This window comes from Pigmentiphaga litoralis (assembly GCF_014651835.1).
Classification (GTDB): Bacteria; Pseudomonadota; Gammaproteobacteria; order Burkholderiales; family Burkholderiaceae_B; genus Pigmentiphaga; species Pigmentiphaga litoralis.
The window spans coordinates 3472597-3498121 of the sequence record NZ_BMXQ01000001.1 but is presented as its reverse complement, the minus strand read 5'-3'; the positions used below and the strand labels follow the sequence as shown (position 1 = coordinate 3498121).

The 25525-nt window shown below is 64.8% G+C and carries 22 protein-coding genes; 16 read left to right on the top strand and 6 right to left on the bottom strand.

Annotation, left to right across the window (positions count from 1 at the left end):
* Positions 1-40 precede the first annotated feature (40 nt).
* Both IE116_RS15925 and aspT read right to left on the bottom strand, forming a co-directional pair.
* A complete protein-coding gene (locus IE116_RS15925; protein ID WP_189613934.1) occupies positions 41-1657 on the bottom strand; it encodes a bifunctional aspartate transaminase/aspartate 4-decarboxylase in 1617 nt (538 codons plus the stop codon).
* Positions 1658-1717: 60 nt separating this feature from the next.
* Positions 1718-3409: an aspartate-alanine antiporter gene (gene aspT / locus IE116_RS15920; RefSeq protein WP_189613933.1), complete on the bottom strand. Its 1692-nt coding sequence runs from the start codon at positions 3407-3409 to the stop codon at positions 1718-1720.
* Positions 3410-3678: 269 nt separating this feature from the next.
* Here aspT and IE116_RS15915 point away from each other — a divergent pair, with 269 nt between their 5' ends.
* The 9 genes from IE116_RS15915 to cls all read left to right on the top strand — a co-directional run bounded on the left by IE116_RS15915 (position 3679) and on the right by cls (position 12700).
* Entirely contained in the window at positions 3679-4398 is a 720-nt protein-coding gene (locus IE116_RS15915) for a Crp/Fnr family transcriptional regulator (protein ID WP_229828212.1), read from the top strand.
* A gap of 328 nt (positions 4399-4726) precedes the next feature.
* A complete protein-coding gene (locus tag IE116_RS15910; RefSeq protein WP_189613931.1) occupies positions 4727-5458 on the top strand; it encodes a DUF4198 domain-containing protein in 732 nt (243 codons plus the stop codon).
* A gap of 1 nt (position 5459) precedes the next feature.
* Positions 5460-5744 (top strand): DUF3649 domain-containing protein, encoded by a 285-nt coding sequence (locus IE116_RS15905; RefSeq protein WP_189613930.1) that lies wholly within the window; start codon positions 5460-5462, stop codon positions 5742-5744.
* Positions 5745-5752: 8 nt separating this feature from the next.
* Positions 5753-7564: a PepSY-associated TM helix domain-containing protein gene (locus tag IE116_RS15900; protein ID WP_229828211.1), complete on the top strand. Its 1812-nt coding sequence runs from the start codon at positions 5753-5755 to the stop codon at positions 7562-7564.
* Entirely contained in the window at positions 7561-7863 is a 303-nt protein-coding gene (locus tag IE116_RS15895; protein ID WP_189613928.1) for a DUF3325 domain-containing protein, read from the top strand. The genes IE116_RS15900 and IE116_RS15895 overlap by 4 nt, the downstream gene beginning before the upstream one ends.
* Before the next feature lie 321 nt (positions 7864-8184).
* Complete coding sequence (locus tag IE116_RS15890; RefSeq protein WP_189613927.1) at positions 8185-9192, top strand: Bug family tripartite tricarboxylate transporter substrate binding protein; 1008 nt, start codon at positions 8185-8187, stop codon at positions 9190-9192.
* 11 nt (positions 9193-9203) lie between these two features.
* On the top strand, positions 9204-10415 hold the full coding sequence (locus tag IE116_RS15885) for an amidohydrolase family protein (RefSeq protein ID WP_189613926.1): 1212 nt from the start codon (positions 9204-9206) through the stop codon (positions 10413-10415).
* Between the two features lie 10 nt (positions 10416-10425).
* The gene (locus IE116_RS15880) at positions 10426-11157 is read left to right on the top strand and encodes a class II aldolase/adducin family protein (protein ID WP_189613925.1); all 732 of its coding nucleotides are present in this window, start codon (positions 10426-10428) and stop codon (positions 11155-11157) included.
* 106 nt (positions 11158-11263) lie between these two features.
* Complete coding sequence (gene cls / locus IE116_RS15875) at positions 11264-12700, top strand: cardiolipin synthase (RefSeq protein WP_189613924.1); 1437 nt, start codon at positions 11264-11266, stop codon at positions 12698-12700.
* A gap of 111 nt (positions 12701-12811) precedes the next feature.
* Here cls and IE116_RS15870 read toward each other — a convergent pair whose 3' ends face one another.
* Entirely contained in the window at positions 12812-13996 is a 1185-nt protein-coding gene (locus IE116_RS15870; protein ID WP_189613923.1) for a glycerophosphodiester phosphodiesterase, read from the bottom strand.
* 497 nt (positions 13997-14493) lie between these two features.
* Here IE116_RS15870 and IE116_RS15865 point away from each other — a divergent pair, with 497 nt between their 5' ends.
* From IE116_RS15865 to IE116_RS15855, 3 genes are all read left to right on the top strand, one after another.
* Positions 14494-15723, top strand: a complete 1230-nt coding sequence (locus IE116_RS15865) for a LysR family transcriptional regulator (protein WP_189613922.1) — start codon at positions 14494-14496, stop codon at positions 15721-15723.
* Positions 15724-15897: 174 nt separating this feature from the next.
* Positions 15898-16755, top strand: coding sequence for a metal-dependent hydrolase (locus tag IE116_RS15860; protein WP_229828210.1), 858 nt, complete (start codon positions 15898-15900; stop codon positions 16753-16755).
* Between the two features lie 78 nt (positions 16756-16833).
* The gene (locus IE116_RS15855) at positions 16834-17835 is read left to right on the top strand and encodes a Bug family tripartite tricarboxylate transporter substrate binding protein (RefSeq protein ID WP_189613921.1); all 1002 of its coding nucleotides are present in this window, start codon (positions 16834-16836) and stop codon (positions 17833-17835) included.
* Positions 17836-17866: 31 nt separating this feature from the next.
* On the opposite strand, the gene IE116_RS15850 is transcribed toward IE116_RS15855, so the two are convergent.
* Together IE116_RS15850 and IE116_RS15845 are read right to left on the bottom strand one after the other, a co-directional pair.
* Positions 17867-18889, bottom strand: a complete 1023-nt coding sequence (locus IE116_RS15850; RefSeq protein ID WP_189613920.1) for an aromatic ring-hydroxylating dioxygenase subunit alpha — start codon at positions 18887-18889, stop codon at positions 17867-17869.
* On the bottom strand, positions 18886-19944 hold the full coding sequence (locus IE116_RS15845; protein ID WP_229828209.1) for an ABC transporter substrate-binding protein: 1059 nt from the start codon (positions 19942-19944) through the stop codon (positions 18886-18888). The genes IE116_RS15850 and IE116_RS15845 overlap by 4 nt, the downstream gene beginning before the upstream one ends.
* Positions 19945-20079: 135 nt before the next feature.
* Here IE116_RS15845 and IE116_RS15840 point away from each other — a divergent pair, with 135 nt between their 5' ends.
* Positions 20080-20988, top strand: coding sequence for a LysR family transcriptional regulator (locus tag IE116_RS15840; protein ID WP_189613919.1), 909 nt, complete (start codon positions 20080-20082; stop codon positions 20986-20988).
* A 23-nt stretch (positions 20989-21011) separates the two neighbouring features.
* On the opposite strand, the gene IE116_RS15835 is transcribed toward IE116_RS15840, so the two are convergent.
* Positions 21012-22166: an alpha-hydroxy acid oxidase gene (locus IE116_RS15835; RefSeq protein WP_189613918.1), complete on the bottom strand. Its 1155-nt coding sequence runs from the start codon at positions 22164-22166 to the stop codon at positions 21012-21014.
* A 131-nt stretch (positions 22167-22297) separates the two neighbouring features.
* On the opposite strand from IE116_RS15835, the gene IE116_RS15830 reads away from it, so the two are divergent.
* The 3 genes from IE116_RS15830 (at position 22298) to IE116_RS15820 (ending at position 25523) form a co-directional block, all read left to right on the top strand.
* Positions 22298-22798, top strand: coding sequence for an acyl-CoA thioesterase (locus IE116_RS15830; RefSeq protein ID WP_189613917.1), 501 nt, complete (start codon positions 22298-22300; stop codon positions 22796-22798).
* A gap of 107 nt (positions 22799-22905) precedes the next feature.
* Positions 22906-23847 carry a LysR family transcriptional regulator gene (locus IE116_RS15825; protein WP_189613916.1) on the top strand — a complete coding sequence of 314 codons (942 nt, stop codon included), beginning with the start codon at positions 22906-22908 and terminating at the stop codon, positions 23845-23847.
* A gap of 107 nt (positions 23848-23954) precedes the next feature.
* On the top strand, positions 23955-25523 hold the full coding sequence (locus IE116_RS15820) for a gamma-glutamyltransferase family protein (protein ID WP_189614690.1): 1569 nt from the start codon (positions 23955-23957) through the stop codon (positions 25521-25523).
* The last annotated feature ends 2 nt before the right edge of the window (positions 25524-25525 follow it).

The window sequence follows — 25525 nt, the reverse complement described above, 5'->3', positions numbered from 1 at the left end:
GCCAGAAAGGCAAGCATACGCCTGGCGCCCCTGCCTGTGATCAGTGGTCGGTCGACAGGGTTTTTGCCTTGTCCCCTTCCATGACGTATTGCGCGTGGAATTCGGATGCAAGCTTGCGGATCGACAGGCCAATGTTCGCGTAGTCATACTCGTTCAGATTCGCCAGCGAGATGCGGGCGGATTGATGCGCGGTGCCAAAGCCTCGGCCTGGCAGCAAGATCACACCGGTTTCCTCGGCGAGCCGGAACAGCGCTTCGTTGGGCTTCAGGCGGCCCAACATCCAGCGCGCAAAGTCGGCGTCATACATCCGCGTCGCGAGTATCTCCAGGTCGAGCAGATGGTAGTACCGCACCGAGTTGGCGTCATGAGGCAGTTCCAACCCCAAGGCCTTGTACAAGGCCTGTTTGCGACGCAGGAAAATCTGCTTCATCGACTTCTGGTACGAGTCGGATTCATTCATCAGCGAGAACAGCGCAAAAAGCGTCATCTGCGCTTGCACCGGCGTCGACAGCCCCGCCGTGTGATTCAGCGCGACGGTGCGGCTGTCGGCAACGACCCGGTCGATGAACTTGAGCTTGCGCGGCTCCGTAGTGATGGAGTGGTAGCGCGCATCGAGCGAGGCCAGGACGTCTTCGGGCAGGCTTGCGATGCGTTCGTCGAGCACATTGCTTTCGTGGGTCGCGATGACACCCATGCGCCAACCCGTCGCGCCGAAATACTTCGAGAACGAATAGACCAGGATCGTGTTGTGGGGACACATCGCGAACAAGGAAACGAAATTGTCCGCGAACGTGCCATATACATCGTCGGTCAGGATGATCAGGTCGGGCCGTTGCCTGACGATCTCGGCGATGCGCGCCATCGATTCGTCATTGATCTTGACCGAAGCCGGGTTGCTCGGGTTGACGAGGAAGAACGCCTTGATCTTCGGGTCCAGAAGCTTGTTCAGCTCGCTCGCCGTGAACTGCCAGTTGTTTTCGGGTGGCGCATCGATCATGACTTCCACGAGCTCGTAGTCGTTGAGCAGTGGAATCTCGATATAGGGCGTGAAGATGGGCATGCCCAGCGCAATCGAGTCTCCCGCTTCAAGAATGTGGTTCTCGCGCAAGCTATTGAACAGATACGTCATGGCGGCCGTGCCGCCTTCGACCGCGTAGGTATCGAATTGCCCGACGAAGGGATGCGTGCCGATCATCTCGCGGTGGATGTAGTGACCGACGATTTCTTCCGTCAGCCGCAGCATCCGGACCGGCACCGGATAGTTGCATCCCAGAATCGCTTCACACATCTCGTACAGGAAGTCGCCGGCCGACAGGCCCAGCTGGTCGCGAACGTAGGACACGGCGGCCTCCAGGAAGCGGACACCGGGCCGGCCGGCGTTTGCCGTGGCAAAGATCTCGAAACGGGCTTCGATGCCTTCGCGTTTCGGGAAACCACCCACATCTTCCATATAGATGTACGAGCGTTCGGATTCGCTCATGGCAAAGCTGCCCAACTGCAGGAAACCGTGACGCGGAAGCGTCGCCAGGAAATTCGGATTGCCACGCCCGGCGTTCAGCATCAGCCGGTCACGCTGCGTCTGCGCGGTCTGGATCAATGCATCCTTCAGTTCGAAAGGGCTCAGCAATGCCAGCTTGTCAGGGTTACTCAAATCCATGGTCGATGATCCTTGATGATGTTGCATCTGATTGAAGAGAGTCTGGCGGCGTCAGCGCGCTCAGACCAGGCCCACGATGAGTGGGCCGAGCAAGGTCAGGAATACGTTGGCAAGCGCATAGGTGATTGCGAAAGGTACGGTGGGCACCGAGTTGCCTGCCTTGTCCAACACTTCGCCGAAGGCGGGGTTGGCGCTGCGCGAGCCGCTCAATGCGCCAGCGAAGACGGCAGCGTTGTCGTAGCGCAATAGATAGCGGCCCACCAGCATCGTGAGCAGCAGGGGCACGACGGTCACGACCACGCCCACGCCCACGCCGAAAATGGTGAAGCCCTGCTGGCGTACGGTGTCCACGGCCTGCAGGCCTGAGGACAGGCCGACAACCACGACGAAGCCGGCAAGCCCCAGGTCCTTCAGGATCTGCAAGGCAGGCACGGGCATGGCGCCGAACGAGGGGTGCTTCGAGTGGTACCAGCCAAACAGAAGGCCGGACAACAGCGCCCCGCCGCCGGCGCCAAGAGAAAGCGGGATGGCGCCGATCTTCGCGGTCAGCAGACCCAGCAACAGTCCGACCACGAGTCCGGCGCCCATGTAGACGAAGTCCGTCTTGGATGTGGGAATCAGGACATAGCCCACAATGGCCGAGACACGCTTCACGTCCTGCTCGGCGCCATAGATGGAGACGACGTCGCCGGCCTGTATGACCAGGTCCGCGGCGATCGGCAGTGCGATGCCGGCGCGGCGGATCTGCGTCACATAGATGCCATGACGCACGCCGGGCGCCGTACCGCTGCGGATCGCGCTGACCGTTTTCTTGTCGAACGCGTCGTTCGTCAGCACGACGTCGTGGTGTTGCATCGTGAGCTCCATTCCGGCCACGGCTTGAACCTCCGTGCCGAGACGTCCCGCCGCGTCGACAAATCCGCTGCGGCGCCCGACGACCAGTATCAGATCGTCCTTGTTCAACACCAGTGCAGGAGTGGCCTCGATCATCTTGCCCGCGCGCTGAATCTTTTCCACAGTAAGCGCCGTGCCCGGCAAGGTGCCCTCGAGCTTTTCAACCGTGGCGCCTGCTGCCGAAACACGGTAGAGCCTGCCCACGAGATCGGGCATGGCCGCCTCTTCGCCGTCGCCCAGCAACTTGACGCCGGATTGGAGTTCGGTCTCCTTGCGGATGGCATCTTCGCGAATGCCGCGCTTCATCAGGCGCGGCAGGACATTGACGCAAAGGATGATGGCGCCGAACGAACCAAACACATAGGTCACCGCGTAGCCGATCGCCACGTTGCCCTGAAGCCGCGTCACTTCGTCTGCCGCAAGCCCGAGCTTGGTCAGCGCGTCACCTGCCGTGCCGATGATGGCGGACTGCGTCAGGCCCCCCGCCGCGATGCCCGCCGCGATTCCTTTGTCGAGTCCAAAGATCTTTGCCATGACGACGACCGTCGCCAGACCCGTCAGCGCCAGCACACCCGCAAGGACGATCTCCTTGAAGGACTGCCTGCCAAGTGAACTGAAAAACTGCGGGCCGCTCTCGTAGCCCACGGCGTAGATGAACAGGGCGAACAGAATGGCTTTGACGCCAGGGTCGACGGTCACGCCCACCTGGCTTACGACCACGGCGACCAGCAGCGAGCCTGCGACCCCGCCAAGCTGGAAGGTTCCGAACTTGAGCTTGCCGACGTAGTACCCCAATCCCAGCGATAGAAACAAAGCGATCTCTGGAGATCGCTTGAACAGTTCGTGCAGACTATCCATTGCATATACCTTGAATGCGCGCAGAAGCGAGATGTTCGGTCCGGACACGAGAAGGCGCGGCCAGACACGGAACGCAGCGTGCAAGGTACGCGGCAAGCCCCGCGCCGTCGGTACGCTGGGCAACATAGGGCGAAGATGACGGCGTGATCGCGACGGCCGCGTCGCTGCGGGTATGTGCGGTAGCGGACCCTGGCGCCACGATGCGCGTAAGATGCATCGCCAGCGACCATTCTGTCCTGTCTCATGATCGACTCAACGAGGTTGCCGCCGTGTCCAATGCCATCGAGGTGATCTACAACCATCTGCTGGCCTCGCTGCCCCCGGAACAATGGCAACGCTGGAAGCCGGATCTGGAACTGGTCGAGCTGGCGCTTGGTCAGGTGGTGTATGAGTCAGGCGGGGCCATGACGCACGTCTACTTTCCCACCACCGCCATCGTGTCGTTGCTGTATGTGATGGAAAACGGTGCGTCAGCCGAAATTGCGGTCGTGGGCAACGAGGGCATCGTGGGCGTGTCGCTGTTCATGGGTGGCGGGTCCACGCCAAGCCGCGGCGTGGTGCAGTCGGCGGGCCAGGCATATCGACTGAACGCAAGCGCCATGCAGGCGGAGTTCGACCGGGGCGGACCGGTGCTGCATCTGCTGTTGCGATACACCCAGGCGCTGATCACGCAGATGGCGCAGACCGCCGTGTGCAACCGCCACCACTCCCTGGACCAGCAACTGTGCCGCTGGCTGCTTCTGAGTCTGGACCGTCTGCACGGCGCTGAATTGCTCATGACCCAGGAACTGATCTCCAACATGCTTGGGGTGCGGCGGGAGGGGGTCACCGAAGCTGCGCTGAAGCTTCAGAAGGCAGGGCTGATCAAGTATTCCCGTGGTCACATTACCGTGCTCGACCGCGCTGGCATGGAAGAACGCAGCTGCGAATGCTATGCCGTCGTGAAAAAAGAATACGACCGCCTGCTGCCCGCCGTGCTGGCGACCTGACCCGGATCCGGACCCGAGTCCAGGCCCAGGCCCGGGCCGGTTTCGGTGCTGGCAGCCGGAGCAAGGCGACGCGACGTTGCAGAATGGGCCTCTCCCCGCCAGTCCGTCGCGTCAGTGTGACCATCGAAGCGGGCGCCCTGGCGGCCCGCGATGCGCCCGGCACACGCAAAACCATCGAATTCGCAGTTATAGTGATACTGTTTCTCATTTAGTTTTTCCAAGATGCGATGACTTCGGCCGTCGCCCGTACCGCGCGCAGTGCGTTTTCAACGCGTGCTGCCGAGGTGGCAGGCGGCTGCCTGCACGCGAACTTTTTTACGAGATACCCATGATCCTGAAACCGATTCTTGCCTCCCTTCTGCTGGCGCTTGGCGCCGGCGCCGCCCAGGCCCACCAGGTCTGGATCGAACAGCCCGCCGGTGGTTCGGCTGTGCTGCGCTTTGGCGAGTTCGGCGAGAACCTGCGCGAAACCTCTCCCGGCCTGCTCGACAAGTTCGGCAAGCCCACGGCGCTGCGTATCTCGGCGCAAGGCCAGCAGCCGCTGACGGCCACCAAGTCCGCCAACGGCTTCGTGCTGTCGGGCCGTGCCGCCGCTGGGGAAAGCCTGGTCGCCGAAGACGCGCGCTACCCGCTCTACACCATGAAGCAGGGCGACAAGGAGATCAAGGGTTGGTATCACCCGGCCGCGCGCTACCTGACGAACACCAACGAGCAGGCCCCGTCGCTGACGTTCGACGTGGTCCCGACCGGCAAGGCCGGCGAGTTCAAGGTGGTCTTCAAGGGCCAGCCCCTGCCGAAAGCCAAGGTGTCGGCGGTCGTCCAGTCGGGCTGGATGAAGGAAGCCGTGTCCGACGAACAGGGTCTCGTCAGCTTCGACATGCCCTGGAAGGGCACCTACGTGCTGGAAGCCAGCCACAACGACCGCACCGCGGGTGAACGCATGGGCGACGCCGGCGCCGAGAAATATGACGTCGTCAACTATGTGACGTCGGTCACGTATGCCAAACCCACGGGCGCCGCCGCGGTCCCGGCCGGTCCTGCCGCCAAGCCGGGCAAGTGACATGAACGCACGGCTTCGCAAGGTGATCGGCGTCGGGCCGCTGCTGTCACGCATCGTCGCCGCGCTGTTCGGCGGCTACGCGCTGGCTGCGCTGTGTAGCGTGGCGGCCGTGGCCCTGCCGATGGCGCCGACCGAAGCCGTGCTGACCGGCATGCTCGCAAGCTTTGTGGTGTATGTCTGCGCAGTCGTATGGGTGTTCGCGGTGCGGTCGGCAACGCGCGCCTGGGTCGGCCTGGCGATTGCGGCATTGCCGTTGTCGCTCGCCGCGTGGTCCGTCTGGAAATGAGCAGCACGATGTCGACAGATTCGAACGTCGCCCCGATGGGTGACGCAGCCGCCGCGGCGGCCAAGGCCGTCAAGCCGGCCAAGGCAGCCAAGGCGCCCGGCATCCGGCAGACCATGTCGGACCTGCATACCTGGACGGGGCTGCTCGCCGGGTGGATCCTGTATGCGATGTTCCTGACCGGCACGGTCAGCTACTTCAAGGACGAAATATCACAGTGGATGCGGCCCGACGTGCCGCCCCAGGCGCAGGTGGCCAACCCGGCCGAACTGGCGCCACGTCTGGTCGAGACCATGGCCAGGCTGGCGCCGGCCAGTCCGCAGTGGAGCATCGGGTTTCCCGATGAACGCAGTCCGACCGCCAATGCCTTCTGGCGGGGCGGCAAACGGTTCGAAAGCGCGACCTTCGATCCCGTCACCGCGCAACCGATTGAGGTGCGAGACACCACGGGGGGCGAATTCTTTTACCGCTTCCACTTCCAGCTGCATTACATGCCCGTGCTGTGGGGCCGGTGGATCGCGTCGATCTGCGCGATGTTCATGCTGGTGGCGATCGTGACGGGCGTCATCACGCACAAAAAAATCTTTGTCGACTTCTTCACCTTCCGCTGGGGCAAGGGGCAGCGGTCGTGGCTCGATGCGCACAACGCGCTGTCGGTGTTCGGGCTGCCCTTCCACCTGATGATCACGTACACGGGGCTGGTCACGCTGATGCTGATGCTGATGCCGTGGGGTGGGGATGCGGCCTTCAAGGACCGCGGGGCGCGCCAGTCGCTGCAAAGCGAGCTGAGCGCCTTCGTGCCCGCCGGCAAGCCCAGCGGCGAGAAGGCGCCCATTGCGCCCGTGGCCGACATGATCCGGCAGGCGCAGGATCGCTGGGGCCAGCACGGCGTGGGCCGTATCACCATCAACAATCCGGGCGACACCGCGTCGCGCGTGATGGTGGTGCGCGCCGACAACCAGCGCGTGTCGGTCAGCCCGCAATACCTGCTGTTCAACGGCACCAGCGGCCAGCTGCTCGACACCAAGGACTCGGTGGGCTGGGCGGCCGAAACGCGGGGCGTGATGTATGCGCTGCACCTGGGCCGCTTCGGTGACCTGCCGCTGCGCTCGCTGTACTTCCTTGTCAGCCTGGCCGGGACGGCCATGGTGGGGTCGGGCCTGGTGATGTGGACGGTCAAGCGCCGCGCCAAGCTGGCCAACCCCGACAAGCCCTACTTTGGATTCCGGCTCGTGGAACGCTTGAACATCGCATCGGTGGCCGGACTGTCGGTGGCGATGGTGGCGTTTTTCTACGGCAACCGTCTGCTGTCCGAAACCCTGGCCGACCGCAAGGATTGGGAGGTCCACGTCTTCTTCATGGTGTGGGGCGCAACCCTGCTGTACGCCATGGTGCGGCCCGCCAAGCGCGGCTGGATCGAACTGCTGTGGCTGGCGGCAGCCTTGCTGCTGGCCCTGCCGGTGCTCAATGCCATCGTGACCGACCGCGGCCTGTGGAACAATCTGGCGGCGGGCGACTGGGTGTTTGCGGGCTTTGACCTGGCCATGCTTGCGTTCGCCGCGTTGCATGCCTGGCTTGCGATCCGCACGGCGCGCCATCGTCCCAAGGTCAAGCCGGTGCGCAAGACGGCAGCGGTTACGGGTGGGACTGCGGCGCCTGCACAACGCAAGGCGGCGTTGCCGGTGGGAGCCGAGGTGGCCGCTGCGGTGTCGGCGTCGCCCGTCGGCGCGTTGACCGGCAGTACCTCGGGCGCCGCTTCGGGGCCCTTGTCTTCTTCCAGGTCGCCGCGGTCGGGCATGCCTGGCGTCGAGGGCGCGCGATGAACCAGGTGTGGGTATTGATCTTTTGCCTGCTGGCCTTCGCCTGCCTGGCGCTGGGCATGGAACGGCCGCAAGAAGACCTGTTCGGGCGTCATCTGTCCCGCCGGTCGATCACCTGGCTGCGGATCGCCGGGTGGGTGCTGCTGGCGCTGTCGCTGGGTGTCACGCTGGACCAGGAACGCTGGGCTGTCGGCCTTGTCGCCTGGTTCGGCTACCTCAGCGCGGGGGCAGGCATCGTCTTTGTGGCGCTGGTCGCCTGGAACCGCCTGCGTCAGCCCGACGCCAAGGCCGCGCGCCGCTAGGTCATTGCCGGCCTGCCGGGTGGGCTGCCCACCCCGGCGGGCCTGCTGTCCAGCCGGATCGGGCTTTGCCCAACCGGTTGTCGACGTCAACCATCAGAAACCGCTAGATCGCTGAACCGGCTTGGACTATCCTCGATCGGGTGGAATGCGCTCGTCCGTGCACAATGGTTGTCGCGCGCAATCATGTGATCTCTCAGCTTTCTCCTCACCTGCTTTCGTCTCACCCGCTTTCGTCTCACCGCTTACGACAAACAATAAAAACCAGATTTGGGGACTCAGTGCCAGAAGTGTTTCACCCTCTTTTTCGGCAAGGAGTATTCGATGTCTCGTATTGTGTCCCGACCCGTGGCGCGTGCCGCGGTAGTGTTGTCCTGTCTGGCGTGGGGCGCGGCGGCGGCCGTGCTGCCCTCGTTCGCTGCCGCAGCTGACGCGTATCCGGTCCGGCCCGTCACCATCCTGGTCGGCACGGCTGCAGGAGGTCCGGTGGACGTGTCCGCACGCATCGCCGCCGAAGGCCTGGCCAAGCGCTGGGGCCAGCCTGTCGTCATCGAAAACAAGGTAGGCGCCAGCGAAGGCATTGCCGCCTCGCAGGTGTCGCGCGCGGCGCCTGACGGCTACACGCTGTATGTCTCGTCCACCAACCCTTTCACCAACAACCCCTTCCTGTTCACCAAGCTGGGCTACGACCCGGCCAAGGGCTTTGCCAGCATTGGCGGGATCAGCGAGATCCCGATGGCCTTCGTCTCCAATCCCAAGGCGCCGTTCCAGTCCATGGCGTCCCTGGTGGCCTACGCCAAGGCGCATCCGGGCGAGCTGTCCTGGGCCAGCGCAGGCGTGGGCACCATGAACCACGTTGCCGGGGAATGGGCCGCGGCCGACGCAGGCATCAAGGTGGTGCAGGTCCCCTACAAGGGCAGCGGTCCGGCACTGACCGCGGTGGTGTCGGGCGATACACCCTACGGCGTGGTCTCGCTGGTGCAGGCGCTGCCCTTCGTCAAAAACGGCGCGGTGCGCATGCTGGCGGTCACCACCGGCAAACGCACGTCGATGGCGCCCGACGTGTCGACGGTGGCGGAGTCGGGTGTGCCCGGGTTCGACCTGGCCATCCGCACGGTCATGACGGCTCCGGCCGGCACGCCCGCAGCCATCATCGACAAGCTCAACGCTGACCTGAACGCGGTCCTGCAATCGCCCGAAATCAAGGCCAAGTTCGTCGGCCTGGGTGCGGACGTGATCGTGACCAGCCCGGCTGAACTGACGGCGCTGCTCGAGAAGGGGCGTGCCGACATTGGCCGCGTGATCACCAACGCGGGCATCAAGCCCGAGTAAGGCCCGCTCGCATGCCGCGCATTCTGATCACGAACATTGGCGAGTTCTTTACCGGCGATCTGGCCGAGCCGATCCAGGCAGTGCAATCCATTGCGATTGCCGATGGGCGCATCGAAGCGTTCGACCCCCCGCAAGACGGGTACAACGTGGTCATCGATGCCGGGGGCAGCGCCGTCGTGCCTGGCCTGATCGACGGCCACGTGCACCCGGTGCTAGGCGAGTGGACGCCCGCGCAGGACGCCATTGGCTGGGTCGGCAACTACCTGCATGGCGGCACGACCACCATGCTGTCCGCAGGCGAACTCCACGCGCCCGGACTCGATTACGGGGCGCTTACGCCCGACCTTGTGACCTCGCTCGCGGTGGTGACCGCGTCCACCTTCGGGTCTCAGCGATGGAGCGGCGTGAAGGTCCATGCCGGCACCGTGCTGCTGGTGCCGGGCATGACCGAAGCGCACTTCGACCGGCTGGCCGCAGTCGGTGCGCGGCTGGTCAAGTTCCTGTTCTATCCGCTGGAAAGCCATCGTGACGAAGCAAGCCGCTACGTGGCCTGGGCGCGTGCACGCGGCTTGCGCAGCAAAGTGCATACGGGCGGGGTGTCACGGTCGGGGCTGAGCCAGATCTGTGGTTACGACACGCTGTCGTGGCTGCAGCCGGACATTGCCGCGCACGTGTCGGGCGGTCCGATCCCAATGAGCGATCACGACATCGACCGCGTGGTCGACGATCTGTCGATGACGCTGGAGATGTGCTCGTCAGGCAATTATGGCTCGGGCGTGCGGCTGGTGAACCGCCTGCGCGAGTCGGGGCAACTGCATCGCCTGACGCTGGGCAGCGACACGCCCGGCGGCACCGGCATCATCCCGCGCGGCATGTGGCGCAACATCCTTTTCCTGGCGTCGGTGTGCGGCGTGCCGGCAGCCGAAGCCGTCGCGATCGGCACCGGCAACACCGCGCGGGCGCATGGGCTGGACGTTGGCATCCTGGCGCCCGGGCGGCCTGCCGACCTGCTGATCTGCGGGCCGGTGGAAGGATCGGCCGGCACGACCTTGAGCGATGCCATCACGCATGGCGACCTGCCTGGCATCAGCCACGTGCTGACGGCGGGCGAGATCATCGTGGCAGGCCGCAGCCGGCAGACGCCGCCGTCGCGGCTCAAGCCCGTCATGACGTGTTGCGGGCAGGGCATGCCTGCCGCCGGCACCCCAACCACTCAACCGTAAGAGACTGTCCATGTCCGAAGACGAACGCGCTACCCGGATCGCCCTTGCCGCCTGTTATCGCCTGCTTGCCCATCACGGCGTGGACGACCTGACCTACAACCACCTGTCGGCGCGGGTGCCGGGCGCACCCGACACGCTGCTGATCAAACCCACCGACATGATGTTTGGTGAAGTCACCGCGTCGTCGCTTGGGCAGTATTACTTCGACGGCCGGCCGGTCAAGGACGATCGTCCGCCGCTGGCAGGGGGCGCCCTGGTGATCCACGCGGGGCTGATGCAGGCGCGGCCCGACCTCAATGCCGTGTTCCATACCCACACCACGGCCAACATCGGCGTGGCGTCGCAGGCGCACGGGCTGCTGATGATCAATCAGCATGCTGTCAAATTCCACAAGCGGCTCGGGTATCACACGTTCGGCGGTTACGAATTCAACATGTCGCAGCGCGAACCGCTCATCAAGAGCCTGGAAGGCTACCGCGCCATGCTGTTGCGCAATCATGGCGCGCTGGTCTGCGGCCGCACCTTGCCCGAGGCCTTCGTGGACAACCACTACCTGGAATTCGCGTGCCGCGGCCAGATCGCGGCACTGGCCGGTGGCGCGACCTACACCCTGATTCCCGATGACGTCGCTGCGTTCGGCGCATCGCAGGTCAACTTCGACGACCCCGAAAAAACAGGCGCCAAGGACTGGGCGGCCTGCATGCGCCTGGCCTACAAGCTGGACCCGACGTTCGCCGATTGACCGACTGGCCCGATTCGTCCCGACTGGCCCCATTGCCCGGCCTTGCCCGGGCGCTTGGGTTACGCTTGCCATTCACGCGTAGACGCCACGGGGAGACGTTCGGTCCATGACCTTGGAATGGCTTTCGGTCGGCCTGGAAGTGGCCGCCATCCACATTGCAGGCATTTTCGCGGCAGGTCACGCGATCATGCACACACGCACATCGCAGGGGGCGATCGCCTGGGCCGTTTCGCTGGTGGCGGTGCCTTACCTGACGCTGATCCCCTATCTGTTCCTTGGCCGCACGCATTTTGCGGGCTACGTGGATGAAGCCACCTTCGAGATTGCCCGCCGGTCCGCGCGCAGCGTCAGCGCCACGGAACCGGTGCTGCTGTCGTTTCGCGAGCAGCAGCACCCCGCGATGGACCCGTCCTTGCATCGCTATCGCGCGGTCGAAAAGCTGGTCGGCCAGACCTTTGTCGCGGGCAACGATCTGCGTCTGCTGAAAGATGGCGACGCCACGTTCTCGGCCATTCTTGATGCCATCGGCACGGCGCGCGACTACATCCTGATCCAGTTCTTCGTGGTGCGCAGCGACCGGCTCGGCATGGCGCTGCAGGCGGCGCTGCTGGCGCGCGCGGAGGCAGGGGTCAAGGTCTACTTTCTGTATGACGGCATCGGCAGCCATTCGCTGGATCGCGGCTATATCGAAACCCTGCGGCGCGGTGGGGTCGAGATCCAGGCGTTTTCGATCCGGCGCTTTCGCAACCGCTTCCAACTCAATTTCCGGAACCATCGCAAGATCGTGGTGGTGGACGGCCGCCAGGCGTTCGTGGGCGGCCACAATGTCGGCGTCGAATACCTGGGCGAAAAGCCGCCGCTCGCACCCTGGCGTGACACCCATGTCGCGATTCGCGGCCCGGTCATCGGCCAGATCCAGCGCACCTTCAGTGAAGACTGGTATTGGGTGACGCAGCAATTGCCCACCGTGCGCCCGGCCATGGAACAGGCCGGCGACATGCTGTGCCTGGGCCTGGCCTGCGGCCCGGCAGACGCGCAGGAAACGTGTTCGCTATTCTTCGTGCAGGCCATTCATGCGGCCAAACGCCGGGTGTGGCTGGCCTCACCGTATTTCGTGCCGGACTCGGCCGTCAGCGCGGCCTTGCGGCTGGCCGTGCTGCGCGGTGTGGATGTGCGCGTGCTGGTGCCGTCGCGCCCCGACCACCTCACGGTGTTCCAGGCGTCGTTGTTCCACACGTATGAAGCGGTGCATGCGGGCGTGAAGGTGTATCGCTACCAGCCCGGGTTCATGCACCAGAAGGTCATGCTGATCGACGACGACACGGCATCGGTGGGCAGCGCGAATCTTGATAACCGGTCATTCCGGTTGAACTTCGAATTGAACGTGCTCACCGTCAGCCCGTCGTTTGCGTCGCAGGTCGAAGCCATGTTGCTGGTGGACTTCGCCCATGCGACGCAAGTATCCGCCGAAGAGTTCGCGGGCCTGACGCGGCTGCGCAAGGTGGCCATGCACGTTGCCCGGCTGTTCGCTCCGATCCTGTAGGCCGGATAACTGGATAACTGGATAACTGGACAACCGGACATCAGGACAACCGGACAACAAGCCGGTCTGGCGGCCGGCCTGCTGTCCTCTTACCTCTTACCTCTCACCCACTTACTTCTTCAGGAACGCGTCCACGGCCTGACGTCCCACCGCCGGGTCATCGGTAAAGATGCCATCGACGCCCGCCCGCAGGTACGCCGTGATCTCGCCCGCGCTGTCGCCACGCACGGTCGCATCGGCCACTGGCGCTTTCTTGAAGCTCGTGGGCAGGAAGCTGTTTTCCGGACGCAGCGTCCAGATATGCATGGGCAGGCCGGCGGCCTTGGCATTCGCCACCAGCGAGGTTGGCGCTCCCAGTGCGCCATTGACCACCGGGATCACAAGCGTCTTGTACGGGCCGATGCCATTGGCATACGACTTGATCGCCTGCAGGCCGGCCGGGGTGATCAGGTCGGCATACGAGCGGGTTTCGGCCGCGCCGCGTGCGATGAAGTCATAGGGCCGGCCGCTTTCCGAAATCAGCTGGGCCAGGCGCACGTTGGTCATCGTGCGCAGCTGCTGCAGGTTCGCCACTTCGAACGACTGCACGAACACAGGCGCATCACGCGTCGTCAGCTTGTTGGCATTCAGCACTGCGACCAACGGCGCTTCCAGCGGCTTGCCGATGCTCTGGAAAAAGGTCGGGTGCTTGGTTTCCGGATACACGCCAATGGTGCGGCCGCGCTTTTGCGACTCGCTGCGCGCCAGATCGATCACTTCCTGGAAGGTCGGGATGGCGAACTGATTGTCGTAACGGACGTTGCCCGGACGGATCGCCGGAATACGTTCGCGGGCGCGCAGGGTCTTGATTTCGGCCAGCGTGAAGTCTTCGGTGAACCAGCCCGTGATCGCGGTGCCGTCGATGGTCTTGGTGGTCTTGCGCGACGCGAATTCCGGGCGGTCGACCACATCGGTCGTGGCTTCGCGCACCGTGCCGTCGGCATTCAGAATGGCGATCGCATTTTCGTGGCGGGCGATCAGCACGCCGTCGCGGGTGATGACGAGGTCGGGCTCGATGATGTCGGCGCCGTCTTCGATGGCCTGGCGATAGGCTTCCAGCGTGTGTTCCGGACGCAGGGCCGACGCGCCGCGGTGGGCCACCACGGTTGGCACCGGAGGCCAGTTGCCGCCGCCGCTGGTTTCCCAGTTCTTGCTGTCGTCGTTATCGTCGCCGCCGCAGGCGGTCAGGGTAATCAGGGAAGCGCCAAGGCCGAGCGCAAACCTGCTGGTGGAGCCGAAAGAGGAAAAGAAGGTCATGGAGCCGCCTGTTCGAGATGTTGTAGGGACGTCAGGTGCGTGATCCGATGGATTCGCGAGCAGGTCGAGTGTGACCGCCCCATATGACAGGCAGGTGGCATGACATGCGGTCGATATGCAACCAGACACCACGACATCGCTTCTACGCCCCCCGGTGTACCCCGTCTGCGACGAAGCCGCTGCGGATGCCGCGGCGCTGGACGGCATCGCGCTGGACCGGTCGTCGTCGCCTTGTGCGTGACGCGGAGGATCGCGTTCGCTGTGTCATGCACGGCAGCTCCTTCCCAAGCGGGGCGGCGCAACTCGGCGCAAGGCTGAGCAGGGCCAGTTGGACGCACGGAGGACACCTCCAAAATCGTGTCAGCCTGATAGATAAGCGCCAGCTTATGTGTTTTAGATAAGCTGGTGCTTATCTATTGGCGCGGTCGACCTCGATAGATAAGTACCGGCGGTCATCTGCGGCCGTCGTCCGGGTCGCGCTCGGCAATAATGCCCCCATGACAGACACCGTTCCGCTGCGCGTCCTGCGCACCCTTGCTTCCGTCGCCGAAACCGGCAGCGTGACGCGTGCCGCGCGTGCCTTGCATCAATCGTCATCATCAGTCTCACGCGCGGTGCAAAGTGCAGAGGCCACGCTGGGCATCCGTCTGTTCGATCGCGGCGCGCGCGGTGTCCTGCCGACCGCGGCGGGCGAGGTGCTGGCGATGCGCGTGGCGCGCGCCATGCAATTGCTGCGTGCGGCGGCGGATGGCTTGCAGGTGCGGGGGGCGCCGGCGTCGGTGGCGGCATTGCCGCGACTGGTCAGCGATACCTCGTTGCAAGCCCTGGCGGCGCGGTCGGCGCACCTGACCGAGAGCGCGGCGGCGGTGGCCCTGGGCATGTCGCAGCCGGCGCTGCATCAGGCTTTGGGGCGGCTGGAGCATCTGGCCAAGGTGCAGTTGTTCGAACGCACCCGGATTGGCACGCGGCTGAATGAATCGGGGCGCTGGCTGCTGCTGCACACGCAGCAGGCGCTGGCCGAAATCCGCATCGGGCATGAAGAGCTTGCCCGGTGGCGAGGCTTGACGGGCCGGCATGTGTCGATCGGATCCCTGCCGATGGCGGGCGATGTGCTGGTGCCGCGCGCGGCGGCCTTGGCCCTCGCGGCGCAGCCAGACCTGCGCCTGGCCGTGAAGGACGGTACGTATGACGCACTGATCGACATGCTGCGGGCGGCGGATATCGACTTTGTCGTCGGGCCGCTGCGGGGGGCGGCGGCCGCGCCGGACCTGGTGGAAGAAGTCCTGTTCGTGGACCGGTTCGTGGCCGTGGTGCGGGCGGGGCACCCACTGCTGAGCAAGCTCCGGCGTAAAGGTGTCGCGGCCCAACTCAAACAGATGGTGGCGTATCCGTGGATCGGGGCCTTGCCCGGCACCCCAGCGCAGATGGCGTTCGACGGCCTGTTTGCCGCCGCCGGGATTGAACCGCCGCAGGTATCCCTGCAGGCGCACAGTACCGCCGTCGTCCGGTCGGTGTTGCTCTCCGGGGACCACATTGCTCTTGTCTCGCCCTTGCAGGTGCGGGCCGAGGTGGACGGCGGCCTGCTCGTGCATGCGGGCGGCCCGTTTGTCGGGACGGAGCGCGCCATCGGCATTTCCCAGCGGCGGGACGCCCTGGCGTCGTCGGCGTGCGCGCACGTCCTGGCCTGCCTGCGTCAGGCGACAGTCGAAGCCACCGGCAATAAGTAGAACGCAACGCTTGCGCCTCAGCATGCAAGGCTGGACCCGCGTTGGCGCAACCTATGCTCCGTATACTGAGTTCCCGACAGCAAGGTGCAGTTGCCCGACAGTGGGCGCTCGAAAAGCGACCCCCAAAGCAGCATCGCTGCCGACGCACGGACACGACATCCATAGGGGACAGGCATGAAGCATTGGATAAACGCAACGATCGCCATGGCGGCTGCCGGACTGATGGCGGGCTGTGCTGCCCCGACGCAGACAGCGGTGCCCACCATCCCGACCACGCCAACGATGTCCGGCTCCGTCGAAGTCGTCTGGCTCGGGCAAGCCGGCTTCAAGATCACGTCGCCGGGCGGCAAGGTCATCGTGACCGATCCGTGGTTGCGGACCAACCCCAGCGCGCCTTTGCCGTACAAGGAACTGGATGGCTTTGGCAAGATCGACGTGCTGCTGGTCAGTCACGGCCACTTTGATCACATCGCCGATGCGCCCGCGCTGTCCCAGCGCTACAACGTGCCGCTGCGCGCGCCGGGGGATCTGAGCCAGGCGCTGACGACCTTGGGTGTGCTCCCGCCTGCCATGCTGCCCCGCATGAACAAGGGCGGCACCGTGCAGCCGGCGCCCGGCATCAAGGTGACCGCCGTACGTGCCGAACATTCGTCGGTCTATGTGTGGCGCAATCCGGGATCGGGCAAGGACGAGACGCATCCGGGCGGTGAACCCGTCGGCTGGATCATCGAGCTTGAGAACGGCTTCCGGATCTATCACGCGGGGGACACGGCCGCCTTTGGCGACATGCGCCTGATCAATGAACGCTACAAGCCGGACCTGGCATTGGTGCCGATCGGCGGTAATTTCACGATGGACCCGGTCGATGCGGCGTGGGCCGTCAAGGACATGATCCGTCCGAAGGCGGTGATCCCCATCCACTACGGCACGAACCCGCTGGCGCTGGGCACTGCCGCGCAATTCCAGGAAGCGATGGGGCAGAGCGACATCCGCGTCATTGTCGCCAAGCCCGGCCAGCCGCTGACGTTCTGATACGGCCCTGGGTCGGGGAAGCTGGACCCTGCTAGATGCGCACGATCATTGATTTTGACAACAACATGCGAGACACCCATGACCTTACTTCCGCGCGCACGCCAACGCCACGTGTTGCAGACACTGGCCGCTACGTCCCTGGCGTTGATCACCGGCACCGCCCTTGCGCAGGACGCCGCCAGTTATCCCGACAAGCCGCTGCGCATGATCGTGCCCTTCACGCCGGGGGGATCCACCGACATTTTGGGTCGCACCATCGCCCAGCAACTGAGCCTCGCGTGGGGCAAGTCGGTCGTCGTGGAGAACATTCCAGGTGCGGGCGGCAGCATCGGCGCGGACAAGGTCGCCAAGGCGCCTGCGGACGGCTACACGCTCTTGATGGGGCACATCGGCACCCTGGCCGTCACGCCGTCGCTCTATTCGAAGCTGCCGTATGACCCGATCAAGTCTTTCGCGGCCGTAGCATGGGTGGCGCGTGTGCCGAACGTGCTGGTCGTGCATCCGTCGGTGCCCGCAAAGACCTTGAAGGAACTGGTCGACTATGCCAAGGCCAACCCCAACCAGCTCAACTATGGGTCTGGCGGCAATGGCAGTGCGGCGCACATTGCCACCGAATACCTGAAGCTGCAGAGCGGCGCGCAGATCCAGCACGTGCCGTACAAGGGCACGGGCCCGGCGGTGAACGATCTGCTGGCAGGGCACATCAAGATGATGTTCACGGGTGTGCCGGCGGTCAATGCGCAGATCAAGGCAGGCCAGCTGCGCGCGATCGCCGTGTCGTCTCCGCACCGCGTCAAGCTCATGCCCGACGTGCCGACCGTGGCCGAAAGCGGCTATGCGGGCTTCGAAGCCGACCAGTGGTACGGCGTCGTCGCGCCCGCCAACACGCCCCGGGCGATCGTTGAAAAGCTCAACAAACAGATCAACCAGTCGCTGTCATCGCCCGATATCGAAACGCGTCTGGCCAGCGAAGGCGCCGAGGCCACCCCCAACACGCCAGAGGTCTTTTCCAAGCTGATCGTGACCGAGATCGCGCGGTGGCGCACGGTGATCGAAAAGGGCGGGGTGAAGGTCGAGTAACGTCGAGGGACCCGCAGGCCAGCCGGATCAATCACGCGCCGCGCTGGCCCAGCAGGCGCCGCAGCCGCGCCACCCCGGCGTCGCTCGCCAGCATGATTGGCGCCGCGTCGGGGTCGGCAATCTCCTCTCGTTCAATGGCTTCGAGCAGGACCCGGTCTTCATCGAAGGTCGCCTGGTACAAGGCCTCGAACTCGCGCGTGACCTCGGCATCGTCCACTGCGATATTGCGCAGCTGGAACGAAAAGTAGTGCGTGGAATGCGCCGTCTCGGGCGTCAGGAACGCATACGAAATGGTGCGATAGGGCGCCGCATCCATCGCCGCATCGTCATGCGGCTGCCCGGCTTCCACGGCGCCAAAGTCCACTGACGACACGCAAGGCAAAGCCAACCGGTAGACCTGCCACCGGTCCATCGGCCGGTCGTGTCCCAGGAACCGCTGCATCATCGGCACAGGCGGCTCGCCATTCACCCATCGCCGGCACACCACGTCTCCGTTTTCTTCCGTTGCCGTGATCGGCGCGTCATCAGACCCCTTGCCCCCGATCGTGCGCCGATGCACGAAGCCGGTATGCGCCGGGTCCACCAGGTTGTCCAGGATGTTGGTCCAGCGGGCGGCAAACCGCAGGTAGCCGCGTGACACCGTCCAGCCCGGCGCGTCGTACTGTGAAATCGACACCAACCGCGATGGATCGGCCGGCACCGATTCGTCCATCCACGCAAACACCAGGCCATACCGTTCAAGCGTCGTGTAGCTCGTGACGCGCGCAACGGGCGGGATCCGCGATTGACCCGGTACCCGTACACACACGCCATCGGGGGCGTAGCGCATGCCGTGATAGGGACACTCGACCGTGTCGCCGACCCGCTCGCCCATCGAGAGCGGCGCAAAGCGGTGCGCGCAGCGATCGCGCAGCACAACGGGTTGCCCTGCCGCGGTTCGATAGATCACCACTCGCAGGCCAAGGATCTCGCGCGCCAGCAGGGCATTACCTACTTCGGCCGACGCCGCCACGGCGTACCAGGCATCCCGGATGAAAGCGTTCGAAGCTGTCACAGCTTGCGCTCCGCGTCGACTGGCAGGAAGGCGTCGTTGAACACCTCTTCTGGGCTCACGTAGCGTTTCAAGCCGTAGGCGTCGACGATCTGCACGATGTTGGTCCGCAGCCGGGCCTTGTCCACCCCGCCCAGCCCGGTCAGACGCACCTGCGGGGTGGCCAGGAAATTGTCGAGGAAGAAACGCAGCCGGCGCTCTTCCACGGCAGGATCGATGATGCCTTCGCGTTGCTTGACGTAGCGGATGCCTTCCTTGGGATCCCTGACCGTGTCCTTGATCCCGCGATTGAGCGCGCGCACGAAAGCGGCGACGGCTTGCGGGTTCTCCTTGATCATGCGTTGCGATGCGACCACCACGTTGCCATATAGATTCACCCCGTAATCGGCGTACTTGAAATAGGTGATGTCGGAGGCCTTGACGCCGCGCGCTTCAAGATTGAGCAAGCTTGTATAAAAGAACCCGGTAATGCCATCGACTTCGCCGCGTGCCATGAGCGTTTCGCGAAGGGCGGGATCCACGTTCAGCCAAGTCACGCTGGCGGGATCGATGCGATTGGCCTTTGCGAACAGCGGCCACGCTTTGCGGCCCGCATCGAACACCGGTGCTGCCAGCTTGCGCCCGGCCAGGCCGGCCGGGGTGTCGATGCCGGACTTCTTCATGACGAAGATCGTCGACGGCGCCCGCTCGAGCAGGACATACACGGCCTGCAGCTTGTCGCCGGAGGGATTCGATGCCAGATACTCGACCACTGAACTGATGTCGGCAAACCCGATGTCATGCGTGCCCGAGACGATACGCTGCACGGCCGCGCCTGACCCGGCGCCCGCATCGATCGACACGTCCAGTTTCTCTTGCTTGAAGTATCCCTTGCCTTCAGTCAGCAGGGCAATCGCGCCGGGACCATCGACACGCCAGTCCAGCGTGAACCGCACGCGTGTCGTTTGCGCGTGTGCGGCGGGGGGCAAGGCCCCGACACTTGCCGCGCAGACCAGGGCGGCGGTGACACGCACGGCCATGCGGCGGCGCCAGGGGGCGGAAAACAGAGCAGAGATCATGCGTCGTTCCTGTGGATGACGGCGGGCGTCAGGGAAGGGTTTGACCAAGGCTACCGGTGCGATGACAATCGGTGAAGGCGCACAATCCGATTAATCAATCGCTTTTATCGATGGTGCCCATGTCCTGGAACTGCAATGACGCATCCATTACCTAGCTCGCCAACGCTGTCGGAGCTTCGTGCCTTTGTCGCCGTGGCCGACGCGGGTCACTTCACCAAGGCGGCCGAACGGCTGGGCCTGTCGCAGTCGTCCCTCAGCGCCGCCATCGGCAGGCTGGAAGCCGCCCTCGGCACGCGCGTGTTCGACCGCCACACGCGGGGCTGCCGGCTGACCGATACAGGGAGCGAGATGCTGCCCGCGGCGCGGCGGCTGTTGCATGATCTGGATACCCTGGTCGATGGCGCGCGCAGCGCGGCCACCCTGCAGCGTGGCCGCGTCACGATTGCTGCGCCCAGCGCACAGTGCACGCTAATGTTGCCGCCGCTCGTGCGCGAGTTCACGCAGCAGCATCCGGGCGTGCGCGTCGCGGTGCATGACATTGCCGAAGAGCACGTGCGCGAGCAGGTCCGCACTGGCGCCGCCGACCTGGGAATCGCGACCCAGACCGACGAACGCACCGAGCTGATCGCCACCCCGTTCTACTCCGATCAGTACATCGTTGCGATGCGCAAGGATCACCCCCTGGCTGCGCGCAAGTCAGTGGAATGGAGCCATGTGTGCAAGGAGCCGATCATCGGGCCCTTGCCGGGCAACCCCGTAAGACGCCACCTGGACCAACGGCTTGCCCGCGAGGGTCTGCAACTCGAGTACCGGTACGAGGTGTCCCTGCCCTGGACGATGGTGGGACTGGCGCGCGAAGGGCTGGGGGTGTCGGTGCTGACGCTGGCGGTCAAGCCCCTGGTCGACTGGCTGGGTCTGGCGATGAAGCCCATCGGGCGTCCGTCGATCGCACGTACTCTGGTGGTGCTAAGGCCGCCAGGACGGGTGCTGCCGCCCGTCGCCGCCGCCTTTCGCGACCTGTTGCTGGGCAGCAAGGCCAAGTAATTGCGTGCCGGAACGCAATAGCTTCACGCCCCCAGTTGCCGCGTATCCACCAGCAAATGCCGGCCCACGTCCTGAATGTTCTTGGTTCCGGTCAGCGCCATGCTCACGTCCAGTTCCCTGCGCATCACATTCAGCATGGTGGTGACGCCTTCCTGGCCCATCGCGCCCAGCGCATACAGGAAGGCGCGGCCGATCATGACGCCGCGCGCGCCCACGGCGCAGGCTTTGAGCACGTCCTGGCCACTGCGCACGCCGCCGTCGAACATGACTTCGATATCGTTGCCAACCGCATCGACAATGGCAGGCAGGGCGGAAATGCTGGAAAGCGCGCCGTCCAGCTGGCGGCCGCCGTGGTTGCTGACGACGATGGCATCCGCGCCGCACGACGCTGCGATCCGCGCATCTTCCACATCCAGGATGCCCTTCAGGATCAGCTTGCCGCCCCACTGCGACTTGATCCAGGCCACGTCGTCCCACGACAGGGTCGGGTCGAACTGGCTGGCGGTCCACTGGCCCAGGCTGTTGATGCCGGTCGTGTCTTTCACGAAGCCGTCCAGATTGCCGAAGGTCTTGCGTTTGGCGCCGGCCATGCGCAGCGCCCAGCCCGGCTTGCTCATGACGTCCAGGATGTTGGCCATAGTGATCTTGAGCGGCACGGTCATGCCGTTCTTGATGTCCTTGTGGCGCTGGCCCAGGATCTGCAAGTCCAGCGTCAGCACCAGCGCGGAACACTTGGCAGCCTTGGCGCGCTGGATCAGCGACGCCACGAATTCGCGGTCGCGCATCACGTACAGCTGGAACCAGAAGGGCTTGGTCGTTGCGGCGGCCACGTCTTCGATCGAGCAGATGCTCATGGTCGACAGCGTGAACGGAATGCCGAAGGCTTCCGCGGCCCGGGCCCCCAGGATTTCGCCGTCGGCCCACTGCATGCCGGTCAGGCCGGTCGGCGCGATGGCGACCGGCATGGTCACGGGCTGGCCGAGAAGGGTGGTGGCGACCGAACGTTCGTCGACGTTGATGGCCACCCGCTGGCGAAGCTTGAGCGCGCTCAAATCGGCGGTGTTGGCGCGATAGGTGCCCTCGGTGTACGAGCCGCTGTCGGCATAGTCGTAAAACGCGCGGGGGACGCGCTTCTTGGCCAGCAGGCGCAGGTCTTCGATACAGGTAATGGCGGGCATGGCGATTCCAGATTGATGCGTGTTGCGAGGAGGCCGGGCGCCTCCATCCGCTATTTTGCAACAGTCCGGCATCCGCACGCGAATCGCGTCATTACAATCGCGCCACGTCCCTCTCTTTTGCGTGGCTCGCAATGAACGATCTCCAGCACCAGCTTTCGATGTCCATCCTGATGACGCCCGACATGGCGAACTTCTCGGGCAACGTCCATGGCGGCACGATTCTGAAGTACCTGGACCAGGTGGCCTATGCCTGTGCCAGCCGCTACGCGGGGCGTTATGTCGTGACCCTGTCGGTCGACCAGGTGGTGTTCCGGCAGGCGATCCACGTCGGCGAACTGGTCACCTTTTATGCATCCGTCAACTACACCGGCCGCACGTCCATGGAGATCGGCATCAAGGTCGTGACGGAAAACATCCGCGAAAAGACGGTCCGGCACACCAACAGCTGCTATTTCACGATGGTGGCGGTGGACGATGACGGGGTGCCGGCGGTCGTGCCACCGCGGGAGCCGCAGACCGAGGAAGAAAAACAACGGTTTGAAGCGGCCGGGCTGCGCCGCGAACTGCGCCAGGAAATGGAGCGCCGCCAGAAGGTGATCAAGGTCCGCACGACGGGCGCCCAGGACGGCTGATACCGCCAACGTTGTATTGACAGCAAGACCCCCGGCTGTCGTGGCGCTCCGCCGAAGTGTTTGCTATCGTCGCCGACACATTGGACCTTAAGAAAAAAGGCGCGGGGATGAGGCACGTCGGGGAGTCCGGGTTATCCAACCTGCGTATTCGTCACCTTCAACTGGTGGAGTCACTGGTCGATTCCGGGGCGCTGCACCAGGCCGCGAAAGCCATGAACATGACGGAATCGACAGCCAGCGCCATGCTGCGCGAGGTCGAGGCCGCCTTCGACATCCCTTTGTTCGACCGTACCGCCCAGGGCATGACGCTGACCAGGGCCGGCGAAATCGCCATTGGCCGGCTGCGCGGGGTGTCGAGCGAACTGGCCATGCTGACGCAGGAACTGGTGCAGCCCGAGGCGACGCCTGTGCTGCGTATCGGCGCCGTCCAGCACACCTTTTTCGGCGTTCTGCAAAAGGTCGTGCCCCAGCTGCTGGCGGAAATTCCCTGCCGTCTGGAACTGTGCGACGCCACGTCGTCCGAACTGGCGGCGTGCCTGCAGCAGGACGAACTCGACTGCATCCTGGGCCGGATGCCCGAAGACTGGATCGAATCCTTCCAGAGCCCGGCGTTCTTCTACAGCCCGCTGTATGACGAAGAAATCTGCGTTGTCGCCTCGCCCGATCACCCCTTTGCCCGCTGCGACGCCGTCCTCCTTGAAGACCTGGTGAAGGAATCGTGGGTGCTGCCCAAGGCGGGGTCGCACCTGCGGCATGTGCTGATCACGGCGTTCGTCTCCGAAGGCCTGCCGCCGCCGGAAGCGTTGATCGAGACCTCGTCGTTCGTGTTCACCCTGCCGCTGCTGACCGGGTCCAAGCTGCTGACGGTCGCCACGCGCGACCACGGCGTCAGCTACGAATGGGCGGGGCAGGTGCGGGTGCTGCCGATCAAGTTGCCGCAGCTGTCACCGCCGGTCGCCTTTGTCGCCAAGAAGCGGTCGATGAAGAATCCCGCCGTGCTGACCTTCTGGGAACTGCTGCGCCGGGCTGAATCGCCGCCATTGATCTGACGTAAAGTTGAGGTTTGCGCGCGACGTGGTCGCGCCGTCTCAGTTCAGCATTGGCAAAAGGAATCCCCGTGAATTTCACCCCGAACCCCGCCCGCGGCACGCGTGGCATGGCCGTTGCGCCCAACGCCCTGGCTTCGCAAAGCGCGATGGCCGTTCTGCGCGAGGGCGGCAACGCCGTCGAAGCCATGATTGCCGCGGCCGCCACCATTGCCGTGGTGTACCCGCACATGAACAGTATCGGTGGGGACGGGTTCTGGCTGATCTCGCGTCCAGGCGAAGCGCCTCGCGGCCTGGAAGCCTGCGGCGCGTCGGCCGCGGCGGCCAGCATCGATAGCTACCGCGCCGAGGGCATCTCGGCCATCCCGTTCCGGGGCCGCCTGGCCGCGAACACGGTGGCCGGCACCATTTCGGGCTGGGACGCTGCCTACCACTATTCGCAGCAGTCCCTGGGCGGCCGCCTGCCCCTGACCCGCCTGCTCGGCGACGCGATCGACTACGGTCGCGACGGCATTCCCGTCACCCGCAGCCAGGCTCTGTGCACCGCCGGCAAGCGCGACGAGCTGATCGACGTGCCCGGCTTTGCACGCACCTTTCTGCCCGATGGCGCCGCGCCGCAGGCCGGCTCCCGCTTTGTGCAAGCCCGCCTGGCCGCGACGCTGGACCACCTGGCCCGCAACGGTCTTGATGATTTTTATCGTGGCGAACTCGCGCAAAGCATGGCGAGCGACCTGGCCGCCGTGGGCTCGCCCGTGACGCTGGCCGACCTGAACCGGCACGAAGCCGTCTGGAAGACGCCGCTGGCGCTGCAGCATTCGCTGGGCAAGATCTACAACATGCCGCCGCCAACGCAAGGCGTGGTGTCGCTCATGATCCTGGGCCAGCTCGACCGCCTGTTCAAGGCCGACATGGACCCGCTGGGCGCGTCGTACGTGCATGCCTGCGTCGAAGCCACCAAGCAGGCCTTCAAGATCCGTGACCGCGAAATCACCGACCCCGCCCACATGCGGATCGATCCGCAAAGCCTGCTCGATCCCGCTGCGCTCGACGCCATGGCCCGGACCCTGTCAGCCGATCGCGCGCTGCCGTGGGGCCAGGGCAAGGGCCCGGCCGATACCGTATGGATGGGCGTGATCGACAAGGACGGCGTGGCCGTCAGCTTCATCCAGAGCATCTATCACGAGTTCGGCAGCGGCATCGTCCTCGACCAGTCCGGCGTGAACTGGCAGAACCGCGGCTGCAGCTTCTCGCTGGACCCGGCCGCGCGCAACCCGCTTATGGGCGGCCGCAAGCCCTTCCACACCCTCAACCCGGCCATGGCGCACTTCGACGACGGCCGGATCATGGTCTACGGCAACATGGGCGGCGATGGCCAGCCGCAATCGCAAAGCGCGGTCTTCAGCCGGATCGCCAATTTCGGCATGAATCCGCAGGCCGCCATCGACGCGCCCCGCTGGCTGCTCGGCCGCACCTGGGGTCAGGTCAGCGACACGCTCAAACTTGAAGCGCGGTTCCCGCAAGCCACGGTCGACGCGCTGCGTGCCCTGGGCCATGAAGTGGATGTGCTGCTGCCGTACGACGAAACCATGGGTCATGCGGGTGCGGTGGTGATGCACCCCGGTGGTCTGTTCGAAGGCGGTTCGGACCCCCGCAGCGATGGGGCATGCGTGGGCTGGTAAGC